The organism is Enterobacter sp. 50588862, from assembly GCF_001462935.1.
Lineage (GTDB): Bacteria > Pseudomonadota > Gammaproteobacteria > Enterobacterales > Enterobacteriaceae > Enterobacter > Enterobacter bugandensis.
Genome location: NZ_LNHM01000043.1, coordinates 1 through 15,915, shown reverse-complemented (window position 1 = coordinate 15,915; position 15,915 = coordinate 1). Strand labels below are relative to the sequence as shown.

The 15,915-nt window shown below is 58.1% G+C and carries 13 protein-coding genes and 1 pseudogene; 4 read left to right on the top strand and 10 right to left on the bottom strand.

The window, feature by feature from the left end; translation table 11 throughout:
- Window positions 1–315 precede the first annotated feature (315 nt).
- Together mgtA and APT89_RS21090 are read left to right on the top strand one after the other, a co-directional pair.
- The gene (gene mgtA / locus APT89_RS21095) at window positions 316–3,024 is read left to right on the top strand and encodes a magnesium-translocating P-type ATPase (RefSeq protein ID WP_048957647.1); all 2,709 of its coding nucleotides are present in this window, start codon (window positions 316–318) and stop codon (window positions 3,022–3,024) included.
- A 178-nt stretch (window positions 3,025–3,202) separates the two neighbouring features.
- Complete coding sequence (locus APT89_RS21090; protein ID WP_060573490.1) at window positions 3,203–5,587, top strand: beta-N-acetylhexosaminidase; 2,385 nt, start codon at window positions 3,203–3,205, stop codon at window positions 5,585–5,587.
- 83 nt (window positions 5,588–5,670) lie between these two features.
- Here APT89_RS21090 and gbpA read toward each other — a convergent pair whose 3' ends face one another.
- The 5 genes from gbpA to APT89_RS23705 form a co-directional block, all read right to left on the bottom strand.
- Window positions 5,671–7,122 carry an N-acetylglucosamine-binding protein GbpA gene (gene gbpA / locus APT89_RS21085; protein ID WP_060573488.1) on the bottom strand — a complete coding sequence of 484 codons (1,452 nt, stop codon included), beginning with the start codon at window positions 7,120–7,122 and terminating at the stop codon, window positions 5,671–5,673.
- A 137-nt stretch (window positions 7,123–7,259) separates the two neighbouring features.
- A complete protein-coding gene (gene ridA, locus APT89_RS21080; protein WP_003863373.1) occupies window positions 7,260–7,646 on the bottom strand; it encodes a 2-iminobutanoate/2-iminopropanoate deaminase in 387 nt (128 codons plus the stop codon).
- Window positions 7,647–7,719: 73 nt separating this feature from the next.
- Window positions 7,720–8,181: an aspartate carbamoyltransferase regulatory subunit gene (gene pyrI, locus APT89_RS21075; RefSeq protein WP_010427352.1), complete on the bottom strand. Its 462-nt coding sequence runs from the start codon at window positions 8,179–8,181 to the stop codon at window positions 7,720–7,722.
- A 12-nt stretch (window positions 8,182–8,193) separates the two neighbouring features.
- Entirely contained in the window at window positions 8,194–9,126 is a 933-nt protein-coding gene (gene pyrB, locus APT89_RS21070; RefSeq protein WP_041911443.1) for an aspartate carbamoyltransferase, read from the bottom strand.
- Window positions 9,127–9,160: 34 nt separating this feature from the next.
- Window positions 9,161–9,265 carry a pyrBI operon leader peptide gene (locus APT89_RS23705; protein ID WP_022646880.1) on the bottom strand — a complete coding sequence of 35 codons (105 nt, stop codon included), beginning with the start codon at window positions 9,263–9,265 and terminating at the stop codon, window positions 9,161–9,163.
- On the opposite strand from APT89_RS23705, the pseudogene APT89_RS24270 reads away from it, so the two are divergent.
- A pseudogene (locus APT89_RS24270) lies at window positions 9,245–9,362 on the top strand (hypothetical protein). The gene APT89_RS23705 and the pseudogene APT89_RS24270 sit on opposite strands and share 21 nt — an antisense overlap.
- 3 nt (window positions 9,363–9,365) lie before the next feature.
- On the opposite strand, the gene APT89_RS21065 reads toward APT89_RS24270, so the two are convergent.
- From APT89_RS21065 to arcA, 5 genes are all read right to left on the bottom strand, one after another.
- Entirely contained in the window at window positions 9,366–9,845 is a 480-nt protein-coding gene (locus APT89_RS21065) for an arginine repressor (RefSeq protein ID WP_028015317.1), read from the bottom strand.
- 80 nt (window positions 9,846–9,925) lie between these two features.
- Window positions 9,926–11,329, bottom strand: a complete 1,404-nt coding sequence (locus tag APT89_RS21060; RefSeq protein ID WP_041911442.1) for a YfcC family protein — start codon at window positions 11,327–11,329, stop codon at window positions 9,926–9,928.
- A gap of 47 nt (window positions 11,330–11,376) precedes the next feature.
- Window positions 11,377–12,381 carry an ornithine carbamoyltransferase gene (gene argF / locus APT89_RS21055; protein ID WP_041911441.1) on the bottom strand — a complete coding sequence of 335 codons (1,005 nt, stop codon included), beginning with the start codon at window positions 12,379–12,381 and terminating at the stop codon, window positions 11,377–11,379.
- A 25-nt stretch (window positions 12,382–12,406) separates the two neighbouring features.
- Window positions 12,407–13,318 (bottom strand): carbamate kinase, encoded by a 912-nt coding sequence (arcC, locus tag APT89_RS21050; RefSeq protein ID WP_041911440.1) that lies wholly within the window; start codon window positions 13,316–13,318, stop codon window positions 12,407–12,409.
- A gap of 9 nt (window positions 13,319–13,327) precedes the next feature.
- Window positions 13,328–14,548 (bottom strand): arginine deiminase, encoded by a 1,221-nt coding sequence (gene arcA, locus APT89_RS21045; protein ID WP_041911439.1) that lies wholly within the window; start codon window positions 14,546–14,548, stop codon window positions 13,328–13,330.
- Window positions 14,549–15,223: 675 nt separating this feature from the next.
- Here arcA and APT89_RS21040 point away from each other — a divergent pair.
- On the top strand, window positions 15,224–15,676 hold the full coding sequence (locus APT89_RS21040; RefSeq protein ID WP_060573486.1) for a YhcH/YjgK/YiaL family protein: 453 nt from the start codon (window positions 15,224–15,226) through the stop codon (window positions 15,674–15,676).
- Window positions 15,677–15,915: the final 239 nt, after the last annotated feature.

Genomic DNA, 15,915 nt, shown 5'->3' with positions numbered 1-15,915 from the left:
CTGGTTTACGTACTGTTTATTTGCAGGCGCGTATAATACCGCCCGAATCGTCACAAAGGGTACGCTTAAATCTTTATACTGCGCGGCGACACCCTGTTTTTTTACTTACCGGAGGCTTTATGGATCCCGATCCCGCACCTCTCCTGAACGGGAGAATTTGTTCTTTCCGGTAAGCCAGCTTTTGCTGTCTCACCGGTAATGTGAGGCAGCAACGTCCCAAACGTTCCTGCTTGAAAAATTGAGTGCCTGACAGGTACGGCTTTGCCACGCCTGAAGGGAATACTGCGTCCGCCTGGCGGATGCGGAGGAATGTCTATGTTTAAAAATATCACCCGGCAGCTGCAGGCGCTGCTGAGCCGCCATCTGCCACACCGTCTTGTTCAGCGCGATCCGCTGCCCAATGCCAAAAACATGGCGGGAGCGGCGATCCCGGCGTCCCTGACCGAACGCTGCCTGAACGTGGCGGCGATGGATGAAAACGAAGTCTGGCGCGCCTTTGGCGGCCATCCGGAAGGGCTGAACGCGTCTGAAGTGGAAAAAATCCGCGCCGTGCACGGCGATAACCAGATCCCGGCGCAGAAGCCCTCTCCGTGGTGGGTGCATCTGTGGCTCTGCTACCGCAACCCGTTCAACCTGCTGCTGACCGTGCTCGGCATTATCTCTTACGCGACGGAAGATCTCTTTGCCGCGGGCGTGATTGCCCTGATGGTGGGTATCTCCACGCTGCTGAACTTCATTCAGGAAGCCCGCTCCACCAAAGCGGCGGACGCCCTGAAGGCGATGGTCAGCAACACCGCAACCGTCTCGCGCGTGATTAACGACCTCGGCGAAAACGCCTGGGTGGAACTGCCTATTGACCAGCTGGTGCCGGGCGATCTGGTGAAGCTGGCGGCGGGAGACATGATCCCGGCGGATTTACGCATCATCCAGGCGCGGGATCTGTTCGTGGCGCAGGCCTCCCTGACCGGGGAGTCCCTGCCCGTTGAGAAGGTATCGCGCAGCCGCGACCCGCAGCAGATGAACCCGCTCGAGTGCGACACCCTGTGCTTTATGGGCACCACGGTGGTTAGCGGCACGGCGCAGGCAATTGTCACCGCCACCGGCGGCAATACCTGGTTTGGACAGCTTGCCGGGCGCGTCAGCGAGCAGGAGAGCGAGCCGAATGCGTTCCAGAAAGGGATTGGCCGCGTCAGCATGCTGCTGATCCGCTTTATGATGGTCATGACGCCGATTGTCCTGCTGATCAACGGCTACACCAAAGGCGACTGGTGGGAGGCGGCGCTGTTTGCGCTCTCCGTGGCCGTCGGCCTGACGCCGGAAATGCTGCCGATGATCGTTACCTCCACGCTGGCGCGCGGGGCGGTCAAACTCTCTAAACAAAAGGTGATCGTCAAACACCTCGACGCCATCCAGAACTTTGGCGCGATGGATATTCTCTGCACCGATAAAACCGGCACCCTGACGCAGGATAAAATCGTGCTGGAGAACCACACCGACATCGCCGGTAAAACCAGCGAGCGCGTGCTCCACAGCGCGTGGCTGAACAGCCACTACCAGACCGGGCTGAAAAACCTGCTCGACGTGGCGGTGCTGGAAGGCGTGGACGAGGAGGCCGCCCGTACGCTCTCCGGCCGCTGGCAGAAGGTGGACGAAATCCCGTTCGACTTCGAGCGCCGCCGCATGTCGGTGGTGGTGAGCGAGCAGCCGGACGTGCACCAGCTGATCTGCAAAGGCGCGCTGCAGGAGATTCTGAACGTCTCCACGCAGGTGCGCCACAACGGGGAGATCGTGCCGCTGGACGACACCATGCTGCGCCGCATCAAGCGCGTCACCGACAACCTGAACCGTCAGGGGCTGCGCGTGGTGGCGGTGGCGAGCAAATTCCTGCCCGCGCGGGAGGGGGACTATCAGCGTATCGACGAATCCGATTTGATCCTCGAGGGTTACATCGCATTCCTCGATCCGCCGAAAGAGACCACCGCACCGGCGCTGAAGGCGCTGAAGGCGAGCGGCATCACCGTCAAAATTCTCACCGGTGACAGCGAGCTGGTGGCGGCCAAAGTGTGCCACGAAGTGGGGCTGGACGCGGGCGACGTGGTGGTGGGGAGCGACATTGAGCACCTCACCGACGACGAACTGGCGCAGCTTGCCCAGCGCACGACGCTGTTTGCCCGCCTGACGCCGATGCACAAAGAGCGCATTGTGACGCTGCTGCGTCGTGAAGGGCACGTGGTGGGCTTTATGGGCGACGGCATTAACGATGCGCCCGCGCTGCGTGCGGCGGACATTGGCATCTCCGTGGACGGCGCCGTGGATATCGCCCGTGAAGCGGCGGATATCATCCTGCTGGAAAAGAGCCTGATGGTGCTGGAGGAGGGCGTCATCGAAGGGCGTCGCACCTTCGCCAACATGCTCAAGTACATTAAAATGACCGCCAGCTCCAACTTCGGTAACGTCTTCAGCGTGCTGGTGGCGAGCGCGTTTCTGCCGTTCCTGCCGATGCTCCCGCTGCACCTGCTGATCCAGAACCTGATGTACGATGTCTCTCAGGTAGCGATCCCGTTTGATAACGTTGACGACGAGCAGATCCAGAAGCCGCAGCGCTGGAACCCCGCCGATCTGGGCCGCTTCATGCTGTTCTTTGGGCCGATCAGCTCCATCTTCGACATTCTGACCTTCTGCCTGATGTGGTTTGTGTTCCACGCCAACACCCCGGAACACCAGACGCTGTTCCAGTCCGGCTGGTTCGTGGTAGGGCTGCTGTCCCAGACGCTGATTGTGCACATGATCCGCACGCGCCGCATTCCGTTCATCCAGAGCCGTGCCGCGTGGCCGCTGATTGTAATGACGGGCATTGTGATGGCGCTGGGTATCGCGCTGCCGTTCTCACCGCTGGCAAGCTACCTGCAGCTGCAGGCGCTGCCGCTGAGCTACTTCCCATGGCTGGTGGCGATTCTTGCGGGTTATATGGTGCTGACGCAGATGGTGAAAGGATTCTATGCGCGTCGATATGGGTGGCAGTAAGCTCATTTTGCCACAATCCAAACGTAGGCCGGGTAAGGCGAAGCCGCCACCCGGCATCTGGCTTTCCTCCCAAATTCAACAACCTGTGATCTCCGTCGGCGCATTCGCTTGACGACAATTTGTACGCATGTTAACAGAATGTTTTGCCTGTATTTGGCCCGTCAGATAAGGAACATTCATGTTACGATACAGTCTCTTAACCGCCGGGCTTATGCTCGGCGCCTCCGCATTTGCCGCGCCGGCAGGCGACCTTCCCCTGATGCCCTGGCCTGCGAAGGTTGAACGCCCGACGACGCAGGGCGCGCTGGTGCTTAACAATCAACTCTCCGTGAGCGTCAGCGGCGACGATCTGGGGGATGCGGTCAACCGCCTGCGCCAGCGCATAGCGCTGCAAACCGGCTGGACGCTACAGCCACAGGCCGAAAAACCTGACAAGCCGACCATCCGTATCGCCATCGCTAAAAAGGTGAAGCCGCAGCCGCTGCCGGACAGCGATGAGAGCTACAAACTCACGGTGGATGCCAACGGCGTGAATATCTCCGCTAACACCCGCTTTGGCGCATTGCGCGCAATGGAAACCTTGCTCCAGCTGATGCAGAACGGTGCCGAAAACACTTCGATTCCGTGGGTTACCATCGAAGATTCGCCGCGCTTCCCGTGGCGCGGGCTGCTGCTCGATTCGGCGCGCCATTTCATCCCGTTACCCGATATCAAACGCCAGATCGACGGTATGGCCGCGGCCAAGCTCAACGTCCTGCACTGGCATCTGACTGACGATCAGGGCTGGCGCTTTACCTCGAAGCGTTATCCAAAATTAACCCAGCTTGCCAGCGACGGGCTGTTCTACACCCCTGAGCAGATGCGCGAGATTGTGCGTTACGCTGCCGAACGCGGCATACGCGTGGTGCCGGAAATCGATATGCCGGGCCACGCCTCAGCGATTGCCGTCGCCTATCCAGAACTGATGAGCGCGCCGGGGCCGTACGCTATGGAGCGCCACTGGGGCGTACTAAAGCCTGTGCTGGATCCCACCAAAGAGGCGACTTACACCTTTGCCGACGCGATGGTCAGCGAACTGGCGGCGATCTTCCCCGATCCGTATCTGCATATTGGCGGCGATGAGGTGGACGACAGCCAGTGGAAGGCAAACGCGGCGATCCAGAGATTTATGCGCGACAATAAACTGGCGGACAGCCACGCGCTGCAGGCGTATTTCAACCGCAAGCTGGAGACGATCCTTGAGAAGCACCACCGGCAGATGGTCGGCTGGGACGAGATCTACCATCCCGATCTGCCGAAAAGCATTCTGATCCAGTCCTGGCAGGGACAGGACGCGCTGGGGCAGGTGGCGCAGAACGGCTATAAGGGCATTCTCTCAACCGGCTTCTACCTCGACCAGCCCCAGTCCACCGCCTATCACTACCGCAACGAAATCGTGCCGCAGGGGCTGAGTGGCGTGGACGTGATAGCGGACACCGACAGCGCCCAGAGCTGGGCTTTCTCCATGCCGCGCCTGAAGGGCAAGCCGGTGGAAGGCAGCTTTACGCTGGTGAAAGGCGACGCCGGGTGGCGCGGATTTATTGATTTTGCCGGGAAATCGCGTCGGGCGGTGAATAACATTCAGTGGCGCGACGACAACCAGGTGACCTTTACCGTCGACACCTGGATGGGTGAAACGCGCCCGGTGGTCAACGTTGATAACGACAAACTCACCGGCTATTTCCTGGTGGGAAACACCCGCTACCCGATTAGCGGCGCGCGTCTGGACGACGTGCCGAAAGGTACCCCTCCGGTCGTGCCGGACGTGGCGAATCAGGCCAACCTGCTCGGCGGCGAAGCCGCGCTGTGGGCGGAAAACGTGGTCGCGCCGGTGCTGGACATCCGCCTGTGGCCGCGCGCCTTTGCGGTGGCGGAGCGGCTGTGGTCCGCGCAGGACGTCAACGACGTCGATAACATGTATACCCGCCTGCAGGCGATGGACAGCTGGTCGACGGTGTCCGTCGGGCTGCAGCAGCATACCCAGCAGCAGGTGCAGTTCACGCGCCTCGCTAACAATGCCGACACCCTGCCGCTGCAAATCCTCGCTCAGGCGCTCGAGCCGGCCCAGTATTACACCCGCCAGCACCTGAAGTTCCAGGCCGGAAACTACCATCAGTTTGAGCCGCTTAACAGACTTGCAGATGCGTTGAACGCCGAAAGCGCCACCGTGCGCCAGATGCACAAGTGGGCGGACCGTCTGGTGAGCGACGCGGAAGACACGGAGAGCGCCGAGGCGCTGCGCCACGTCTTTAACCGCTGGCAGAACAACACCAGCGACGTGCTGGCCTTGAGCGAAAACAGCTATCAGCTGAAGGCCATTAAGCCGGTCATTCTGGAGGTGGATAAGCTGGCCTCGATTGGCCTGAGGCTGACGGATCTGGTGGCGCGTCAGGGGACGCTGGACGACAAAGAGATCGCGTCGATCCAGAGCGAGCTGGACAGCGCGGCGAAGGTGCAGGATGAGGTGGTGATTGCGGCGGTCTATCCGCTGGAGACGCTGCTACGCGCCACGCGAAATCAGTAACACACATGCCCGGTGGCACTGCGCTTACCGGGCCTACGTGGTGTAGGCCCGGTAAGCGCAGTGCCGCCGGGCATAAAGGCCACTCAGTTCTTCAGAACCCACGCCTCTTTCCAGTGTGCGCCAACGCCTGGCTCATACTGGTTTGCGGTTGGGCTGTACTGCACGCAGAAGCCGCTGTACGGGAATGGCTTACATTCGTAGGTCTTACCGTCTCTAGGCTGAAGCACCACGGTACCTGCCTTGTACGACGCGATATTGTCCGGGAAGGTAAAGTCGTGGTGGCCGGTACTGTCCGCAGCGGCATCGCCTTCCAGCATCAGGTTCAGGACGTCCTGCGCGAACAGGGTGCCGTCTTTATTGGTCGCGTAGTATTTCAGCATGTGGTGGCCGGCGGTCACGTCGGTCAGGGTCATGGTGACGTCCTGATTGCTGTTGTTCATGTCCTGCTTCAGGTAGCCTTTTTCCGCACCGTGGTGGTTCATCACGTGTGCTTCAAAATTCACGTCACCCTGCGTATTCACGTGGAAGGTCACGGTCGCGTTGCCATGTTCGATTTTGCTGTATTGCAGATCGGTAACGGCGATGGTTTCGCTCACCTGCGCTTTTTGCTCTTCATAAGAGATAGCAACGGACTGCAGCGTGCTGCCGTCTTTCACGAATACGCTGTTGGCGCCGTGAACCGGGCTGATGTCACCGGCTTCATCCTTCACGCCGACGCGCACGTCGTGCTGCGCGGTGTTGATCTTCTGCGCCAGATCCCAGGACCACTGGTTAGCGTCGCCTTGTTCAGCAGAGCCGATGGTCATCTCGGTGCGCATGGCGGTCACTTCGCCGTGGGCGTCGAAGAAGCGTGCGATAACTTTATCGCCCACGTTCAGGTTATTACCGGCAATCTGGCCGCTCAGGGTTTTGCTCCACTCGGACACAACCGCAGGCGTTTCGTCCGGGGTAACGTTGCCGCCGTTCCCGAAATCAACGTCGATAGCCTGATAGAAGCTGTTTGTGGTATCTGCAATTTCCCATACGCCGTAAATTACCTGATAGCCTGTGCGTTCAGGAACATTACAGGTCATGGATTTAGTTACGGCTGGCGCCTGGCTATTTCCGTTAATTGTACAGAACGGGGTTAATTCAAACTGATCGCGAGTTAGCGGCTTATTTGGGTCCCAGTTTTGTTTGGTAATGTAATAACGCCAGTTGGTGGTTTTGTGCGGCGCAGTATGGTGCCAGACAAATTCATGCGGGCCCGCGGTCATCGGGTTTTTAGTCCACGCATTCAGGCTCTGCTTATCCAGCTGAGAATATTGAGAGATACCCGCGCTGGCGAGGTGTCCGTCTGCTGGCTCTGCCCCGGTCGGGAAGCCGGAGGTTTTCTCTACGCTCTGCGGTTCATACTGTACGGAGCCGCAATCAATATTTTGACCCAGCTTACACATATAGGCGCGGCTGGCAGGAGATTCGATATATCCGTGTGCAAGTGCTGAAGACGCCACCGTTAATGTGGTCACGGCCAGCGCAATTTTAGAAAGTTTCATTCTTCGTCCATTAATTAGAATATAACAAGGCAGCGCCAGTCTATTAATGGACAGCACACGACGTCATGGAATACCGGGAGTAAAAATGGTCGAAATAAAAAAGGCAGCCTCAGCTGCCCTCTAAAAATGGAAATGAATTAACGACGTACGGCAATCGCTTCAATTTCAATTTTCACGTCTTTTGGCAGACGCGCCACTTCCACGCAGGAGCGCGCCGGGAAGGTGGCGTTATGCTCGGTGAAGAACGCTTCGTAGGTAGCGTTAACGGTTGCGAAATCGTTCAGATCTTTCACGAACACGGTGGTTTTCACGATATCGCCCACTTTCAGGCCGGCAGATTCAACGATAGCCTGCACGTTCTCCAGCGACTGACGCGCCTGCGCCGCCACGTCGGCCGGTACTTCACCGGTTTTCGGGTTTACCGGGATCTGGCCCGAAGTGATGATCATGCTGCCCAGATCAACGCCCTGAACGTACGGGCCGATAGCCGCTGGTGCATTTTCCGTCGCGAGTACTTTGCTCATTTTTTCTCCAGAATTACAGCGTTAAGAATGTTCCCGGCCATTATAACAGCCGGGATTTCATTACCAACCTCAATTAGTTGGCCAGCACCACATAATGGGAAAACTCTTTTTCGCAGTATTTGCATTTGAGCGCGATGTCGTTGGCGCGCTTTTTCACTGCAAAGCTGGAGGAAACCGGCTCGGCATGGCTGATGCAGTTGCTGTTCGGGCAGACCAGCACGCTTTCGATGCGCTCCGGCAGGCTCGGGCGGGATTTGCCCACCACGTCGTAATCGTCGATGCGGTTAACCGTGGCGTCCGGCGCGTACAGCGACAGCTGGTTGACCTGCTCGTCGGTCAGGAAGGTGTTCTCGATCTTGATCAGATCTTTACGGCCCATTTCGCCGGACGGCAGGTTCAGGCCGATGGTAATGCGCTGGTCGGTTTCGGTCAGTTTGAACAGCGTCAGCAGCTTAAAGCCCACCTGCGCAGGGATGTGGTCAATCACGGTGCCACGCTTGATGGCTTCAACCTGGAGTTTGTTATCGTGTGTCATGGTCGTCTCCCCTTACAGAGCTAATTCGCGATTCAGAACCAGTGCCAGTAACGCCTGGCGAGCGAAGATGCCGTTCCCGGCCTGCTGGAAGTACCAGGCGTGCGGCGTTTTATCCACGTCGGTGGCAATCTCATCGATGCGCGGCAGCGGGTGCAGCACCTTCATGTTGTCGCGTGCGCCGTCGAGATCGCTGGCGCGCAGCACGAACTGCGCCTTCACGTTGGCGTATTCGGACGGATCCAGACGCTCTTTCTGCACGCGGGTCATATAGAGAATATCCACGTTGCCCACCACCTCTTCGATGCTGGCGTGCAGGCTCCACGTAATGCCTTTCTCGTCCAGCATGTCGAGGATGTACTGCGGCATCGCCAGCGCGTCCGGGGCGATGAAGAAGAAGCGGTTGCCGCTAAATTTCGCCAGCGCCTGGGTCAGGGAGTGGACGGTGCGGCCGTACTTCAGGTCGCCGACCATGGAGATGTTCAGATTTTCAAGCGTGCCCTGGGTCTCCTGAATGGTGAACAGGTCCAGCAGGGTTTGCGTCGGATGCTGGTTGGCGCCGTCACCGGCGTTCAGCACCGGAATGCCGCCGGAAAACTCGGTCGCCAGACGCGCCGCGCCCTCCTGTGGGTGGCGCATCACAATCGCGTCCACATAGGTGCTGATCACTGAAATGGTATCCGCCAGGGTTTCGCCTTTTTTGCCCAGCGACGTGTTGCTGCTGTCCGAGAAGCCCACCACGCTCGCGCCCAGGCGGTGCATGGAGGTTTCAAAGGAGAGGCGGGTGCGCGTCGAGGCTTCAAAGAAACAGCTCGCGATCACCTTGTGCTTCAGCAGCTCCGGCTGCGGATTGGCCTTCAGTTTTGCCGCGGTTTCCAGAACCAGTTCCAGCTCTTCGCGGCTGAGGTCGTTTATGGAAATGATGTGTTTTTGATAAAGCGGATTCATGTTTATCTCCTGACGCCGGGCAAAAAAAAGCCCCTCAAATGAGGGGCTCTGGGAATAGGTTTAGCAACGGGAAGAAAAACGGCAGGCCAGCGTCTGATTTCAGACGCGGTAAGACGTTATGTCGTACACGCTTGACCATGCTTCCTCCCGGCAAATTGTCGGGCATTATACGCAGCTCGTTTTTGGGATCAAGCGATTTAATGCACGCTTTACTCAATGCAAACGGTTCTTTATGAATATTAATGCATTCTGAGTAAATAATTAATTTGCTTGTGCACCAGCGCGGTACGCTTCACCACCCGGGGAGCGACCCAGACGATACTGCTTCCCGCCACCACGCCTAAAATTTCCGGTAACTGGTGATAATCCAGAATACGCGCCACCGCGCGGCCATATCCGGCAACGGTATGAATAAGGATAAATTCGCTGTTGTGCTCCACGCTCACCACCATTTCGGAGACGGTACGCGCGGCGTCGGGGGCAGGGCGCAGCTGGGGATTCAGCGAATAAATCTTTAGCCCTTTGGCATTGCGAATTTTTATGACGCCAAGCAGCTTGAGCAGACGTGAAACGGTGGACTGGCTGATGGTCTCAAAACCCCGCTCCTGCAAGTCGCGGCGGATCTCTTCCTGAGAGAGATAGCTCTTTTCCGCGATCAGACGCTGGCAGACCGTTAGCTGTAGTTGCTCTTTGGGAGAGTACTCTTCGTAATCCATCATAGTTCCCATATCAGTTCCCGAAATAACCGGTGGCACCGCACCGATCCGTAGGCCGGATGAGCGCAGCGCCATCCGGCAAATCACAACAACGCGCCCAGGCTTAACGCCACCATAATCACCACCGTCAAAATCCCCAGCAGCGGCGCGACCCATTTCAGATAACGCACGTAGGGCACGCGGGCGATAGCCAGCCCGCCCATCACGACGGCAGAGGTGGGGGTGATAAGGTTAACGATGCCGGACGCCGACTGGTAAGCCGTAACCACCAGGTCGCGGTTGACGTTAGCGAAATCGGCAAGGGGCGCCATGATCGGCATCGTCAGAACGGCCAGGCCGGACGAAGAAGGCACAAGAAACGACAGCACCACCTCCAGCCAGTACATCACGTTAATGAACGCCACCGTCGACAATCCGGTGACCATCCCCTCGGCGCTGTGCAAAATGGTGTGGGTAATCATGCCCTTATCCATAATCACTACGATACCGCGCGCGATGCCGATAATCAGCGCGACGCCCAGCAAATCTCGCGCGCCGTTGATAAAGGTTGAGGTCAGCTCCTCTTCGCTCATGCGGGCGATAAGCCCAACGATAATGGCGCTGGCGAGGAACACCGCCGAGATCTCCGCCATCCACCAGCCCAGCACCGCCACGCCGTAGATCATCACCGCGAAGGCGAGGGCGAAAATCACCAGGATGAGTTTGCGCACCGGGGTAAATTCCAGCGACTGCTCGCCCTTGTTGCCGAGGAAGTGGGCGAAGTTCTCCTCCTGTTTATCCGCCACGATCGACAGCGACGGATCTTTGCGCACCTTACGGGCATAGCGCATCACCCACGCCACGCAGATGATCCAGCCGATGACCAGCAGCGCGATGCGCAGCATGATCCCATTGGTGAAGGGGATCCCGGCGGCGTTAGCGGCGATCACCGTCGCGAACGGGTTAATAGTAGAGCCGAGCGTGCCGATCCCCGCCCCGAGCAGTACGGTGGACGCGGCAACCACCGGATCGAACCGCGCCGCCAGCATCACCGGCACCAGTAAGGTATAGAAGGGCAGCGACTCTTCGGCCATGCCGTAAATCGTGCCGCCTGCGGCAAACAGCGCCATCAGGATCGGGATCATCCACTCTTCGCGCCCGCGCAGCTTAGTGGTGACGCGCTCGATCCCGGCGTCAATCGCTCCGGTTTTGGTGACGATCCCGAGAAATCCCCCGATGATCAGGATAAACAGCGCGACGTCGATCGCCCCGGCCTGGCCGGACTCCGGATCGTACAGTCCGGCAATCGGGGCCATCAGCACCGACACCAGCCCCTGCGGGTGCGATGCCACGTGCGCATAGGTGCCGGCAACCGGCACCTCTTTGCCGAGCGCCTCGTTCATCGCCATATGGTACTGCCCGGCCGGAACAATCCACGTCAGCACGGCAACCACGGCAATCAGAAAAAAGAGAATGGTGTAAGCGGAGGGAAACTTGAACTTGCCCATGATGTTCTCCTGAAACCCGGCGCACCCCGCGGCGCGCCGGGCGGTGATTAGTCGCCGAGTGTCGCCACCATGACCGCCTTGATGGTGTGCATGCGGTTTTCTGCTTCGTCAAAGACGATGGAGTTCGGTGATTCAAAGACCTCTTCCGTCACCTCCAGCCCCTTCAGGCCGTACGCCATCTCGATCTCGCGGCCCACTTTAGTGTGCTCGTTGTGGAACGCGGGCAGGCAGTGCATGAACTTGACGTTCGGGTTGCCGGTGGCCTTCATCACGTCCGCGTTGATTTGATACGGCTTCATCAGGCTGACGCGCTCGGCCCACGCCTCCTTCGGCTCTCCCATGGAGACCCACACGTCGGTGTAGAGGAAATCGGTGCCGTGCACGCCTTCTTCCACATCGTCGGTGAGGGTGATGCGCGCGCCCGTTTCTTTGGCGATGGCGCGGCACTGCTCAACCAGCCCGGCTTCTGGCCAGAAGGATTTCGGTGCCACGAGGCGGATATCCATCCCCATCTTGGCCGCGCCGACCATCAGGGAGTTGCCCATGTTATTCCGCGCGTCGCCGAGATAGGCAAAGCTCAGCTCCGGCAGGGTTTTGCCCGGAGAGTGCTCCAGCATGGTCATCAGGTCGGCGAGGATTTGCGTTGGGTGGAACTCGTCGGTCAGGCCGTTCCACACCGGCACGCCCGCGTACTCGCCCAGCTCCTCGACGATGGCCTGGCCGTAGCCGCGATACTCGATGCCGTCATACATGCGGCCCAGCACGCGGGCGGTGTCTTTCATCGACTCTTTATGGCCAATCTGCGAGCCGCTTGGGCCGAGATAGGTGACCTGCGCGCCCTGGTCGAACGCGCCCACCTCAAAGGCGCAGCGGGTGCGGGTGGAGGTTTTTTCAAAGATCAGGGCGATGTTTTTCCCGACCAGGGTTTGTTTTTCGCGCCCGGCTTTTTTGGCGGCCTTGAGTTCGATGGCGAGGTCAATAAGGTACTGGATCTCCGCCGGGGTGTAGTCCAGCAGTTTCAGGAAGTTGCGGTTTTTCAGGTTGATGGTCATGGGTAAATCCTTTTTAAATGAGTGATCAGTTACGAATCAGCGTGCCTTTCTCGCCCGCCAGGATCTCCGCGCCGTCGGCCAGCGCGCCGATCCCGGCAATGCCGTTGCAGGCCTCAACAAATTCGCGGCAGGCGGCCACTTTCGGCCCCATCGATCCGGCGTCGAACGGCATGTCTTTAAGCAATTCCGGCGTCACCTGCGCCAGCGGGCGCTGGGTCGGCTTGCCCCAGTCGAGGTACACCGCGTCGGCATCGGTGAGGATCAGCAGGGCGTCGGCCTCGATCTGGCGCGCCAGCAGGGCGGCGGAGAGGTCTTTGTCGATCACCGCCTCAACGCCGCGATAGCCGTTGGCGTTTTCCACTACCGGCACGCCGCCGCCGCCGTTGCAGATGACCAGGTGGTCACGCTGGATCAGCGCCGTGATGGCGTCGCTCTCAACGATGCGTTTGGGCTGCGGAGAGGGCACCACGCGGCGGAAATAGGTGCCGTCGGCCCTGAACGTCCAGCCTTTTTCTGCGGCCAGCGCTCTCGCCTGCGCTTCGCTGTACACCGGACCGATGTACTTGGTCGGGTTGCTAAAGGCCGGATCGGCGGCGTCCACTTCCACCTGGGTGAGCAGGACGCTCACCTCACGCTGAGGCAGGCTGTTTTTCAGCGCCTGCTGGAGCATGTAGCCGATCATCCCCTGGCTTTCCGCGCCGAGAACGTCCAGCGGGTAGGGCGTCACTTTGTCGTAGGCGCTGTTCTGCAGCGCCAGCAGCCCGACCTGCGGGCCGTTGCCGTGCACCAGCACCACGCGCCACTGTTCTGTTAATCCGGCGATGATGCGGGCGGCCTGCTCGATGTTCTGGCGCTGGATATCCGCTTCCAGCGGCTCGCCGCGCTTGAGCAGCGCGTTGCCGCCCAGGGCCACAACCAGAGTGGGTTTTCGTTCCATGATGGCTCCTTAAATTCCTTCGCGTTCCAGTGGGCAGCTCATGCAGCGTGCGCCGCCGCGACCGCGTCCCAGCTCGTCGCCGGGGATCGGCAGCACGGTAATGCCCGCTTTGTCGTACTTCTCGTTGGTCCAGACGTTGCGTTCGTAGCCAATCACCACGCCCGGGCGGATGGTCAGAACGTTGTTGGCGTCGTTCCACTGCTCGCGTTCGGCTTCAAAGGCGTCGCCGCCGGTGGTGATCAGGCGGACCTGGTTAATGCCGAGGGCTTTCTCGATGGCGTGCAGCAGGTCGGTTTCCTGCGTGCGCAGCAGGCCGCCGCGCCCGTCCGGCGTGAGCGTCCAGCACTGGGCATCTTTGCGCACCACTTCCGGATAGACGGAGAAAGTGTCCACGTCGATGTGGGTCATCACCGTGTCGAGGTGCATGCAGGAGCGGTGTTTTGGCAGCTCAACGGCGATCACGCGCTCGGCCTGACGGTGTTTAAACAGGCTGTTGGCGAGGAACTCCACGCCCTGCGGGGTCGTGCGCTCGGACATGCCGATCAATACCGACCCGCGGCCAATCACCAGTACGTCGCCGCCTTCTAAGGTGGCGTGGTCGTAATTAATATTCTCGTCGCCGAAATACTTAATAAAATCGCCGTCGGCAAATGCCGGATGCCAGCGATATATCGCGCGCAGATTATTGGTTTCACGCTGGCGGGCGGGTTTCGCCATTGGGTTAATGGACACGCCGTTATAAATCCAGCAGGAGGTATCGCGGGTAAATAAATGGTTCGGCAGCGGCTTCATAATAAAATCATTCGCCGTGTGAGTATCCACTACCATATTTTTAATGGCTGCCGGAATTTCGCCGTAGGTTAATCCCCCGCTTAATCGCCGCGCCAGTTCGCGGTGCGGCATATCCGCCAGCCAGCCGCGCACGTCGCCGGCAAAGGTTGGCCCGAGGCGATAATCGGAGATTTGCGTTTCGAGAAGCCAGGCTTTCGCTTCTGCGATATCAAGGGTTTGCGTGAGCAGGTCGGTCAACAGCAGGACTTCCACACCCTGCTCGCGCAACGTGTTTGCGAAGATGTCATGCTCCTCACCCGCCCGTTCAACCGACAGTACATCATCAAATAACAGCTCCTGACAGTTTGAGGGCGTTAACCGCTTCAGACTTAAATTAGGGCGGTGCAGCATAACGCTACGCAATTGACCAATTTCAGAACCGACGTAATGCTTTTCCATAATTATTCCTTTAACTGTTTTTCAGAATAAAAAGGGCATGCGCCATGTGGTGTGTTTAATTACATGGCGGCTTAGCTCAATTGATTTCGTGATTTATAGTAGGCAGTTAAATAATCCGTAATGTGATATTGCTCACGCGAAAATGGATATTAATGAGTTTGTTTTCATTTGCATGATTCGCATCAGATAATGATTAATTTCATATTATTGGGAGTTGAATAGCTAAGCAGGATTCGGTGGCATTATTTGAGGTTGTTATTATTTTGTGGATATTAATCTTTTGAAATAAGTTGTTATGTGTCTGATTTTAAATGATAAAAATCATATGCAAGAATGGCTATGCAAATAACGTAATTAACTATTTTTGACTTAAGAAAAATCAATAAATAATTATGGTTTTTTAGAGCAAATTATCAAAACAGTAAAGTGTGAGGCGGCAACAGGTTTTGTTAATTAGAGAGCACGATCAAGAGGTTAGAACAGCCGTGCGATAAGCGCGGATCGAGGTTATGCATAACCTCTGCATAATTGCCTGGGCAGGGTTAACAGCAAATTAACATCTTTCCCGATAAACATGCGCTCGCGCAAACCTCTTCGAAAAAGGGCTGGTATGGCAGCCGGTATTCTCGTATAAAAGATGAAAATGAAACGTTGTTTTACATTGAGGGTTGAAACATGATTATCGGCAACATCCACCATCTCCAGTCCTGGCTGCCTGACGATCTGCGCCAGGCCATTGAGTACGTAAAAGCCCACGTTACCGACGCCACGCCGCCCGGGAAACACGACATCAATGGTAACAGCCTGTTCTATCTGGTCTCTGAAGACATGACCCAGCCATTCGCCGAGCGCCGCGCCGAGTACCACTCGCGCTATCTGGATATCCAGATTGTGCTGAAGGGCCAGGAAGGAATGACGTTCAGCACCCTGCCGCACGGCACGCCGGACACCGACTGGCTGGCGGACAAAGACATCGCGTTCCTGCCGGAAGGCGAGCAGGAGAAAACCGTGGTGCTGAGCGAAGGGGATTTTGTGGTGTTCTGGCCGGGCGAAGTGCATAAGCCGCTGTGCGCGGTGGGGGAGCCTGCTAAGGTCAGGAAAGTTGTGGTGAAGATGCTTGTAGAGTAACCACTCTCCCAAGGGGGGAGGGTGTAAAAGTTCCCTCTCCCTCTGGGGTGAGGAATTCCCAGTAATTTTTTTCCTGAAGCGATGAACATAGCTTCAGAGAAATGAATAACTTACAGCGATGTCCTGGTCCGGCTGTAAATCGCTGAGGCGTTTCCTGTAGGCCGGGGCGAGGCGCATGGATGCGCCGAGAGGGCGGGCTTTACAGGGACGTTACCTCCGCCCGTCCCCGACAAGCCGGA